This window comes from Vibrio sp. 378, from assembly GCF_033339435.1.
Genome location: NZ_JAWOUO010000393.1, coordinates 1 through 787, shown reverse-complemented (window position 1 = coordinate 787; position 787 = coordinate 1). Strand labels below are relative to the sequence as shown.

1 protein-coding gene is annotated in these 787 nt (G+C 52.0%); it reads right to left on the bottom strand.

Annotation, left to right across the window (positions count from 1 at the left end; genetic code table 11):
• On the bottom strand, positions 1-787 hold a 787-nt coding region (locus tag R7Q48_RS26485; RefSeq protein WP_318133183.1), incomplete at both ends, for a phosphoenolpyruvate carboxylase.

The window sequence follows — 787 nt, the reverse complement described above, 5'->3', positions numbered from 1 at the left end:
TTCTACACCGCCATTTGGATTACGTTTCGCTGGGCGTGAACCAAGCGGTAGTTTGCCTAGCTCTAGTTCAGGCGTCGCTTGACGGAAGTATGGAACAAAATCTGGTTCGCCACGGACGACGCCACGGTAAGCTTCACAGCTCACTTCCGACAGGACTTCCATCAAGTCGCGCCATTCTTGTTTTGGCTCTGGTGGTGGCAGTAGATTTGCTTCCAAAATGGCGCTTGCATACAAGTTGAAGCTGTTTACCGCAACATCTGGTAGACCCAGTTTAAAGCGGATCATTTCGCCTTGTTCTGTTACGCGTAACCCGCCTTTCAAGCTCTTTGGTGGTTGAGACAGCAGAGCCGCGTGTGCAGGTGCGCCGCCGCGACCAACGGTGCCGCCACGACCATGGAACAGAGTCAGCTCAACACCTTCGCCTTCTGCCACTTTAACTAGAGATTCCATAGCATGGTACTGAGCCCAGCCTGCCGACATGACGCCGGCATCTTTTGCTGAATCAGAGTAGCCGATCATGACCATTTGGTGGTTTTGAATAAAGCCACGGTAAAGGTCGATGCTCATTAGCTGCTTAATGACCGATTCCGCATTGTTCAAGTCGTCTAGAGTTTCGAACAGAGGGCAAACATCCATACGGTAAGGGCAGCCCGCTTCTTGCAGTAATAGGTGCACAGCGAGTACGTCTGAGGCGGTACGAGCCATTGAGATGACGTAAGCACCGAACGCTTCGCGCGGTTGCAGAGCAATGATCTTACAGGTGTCTAAAACCTCTTTGACAGGCTCT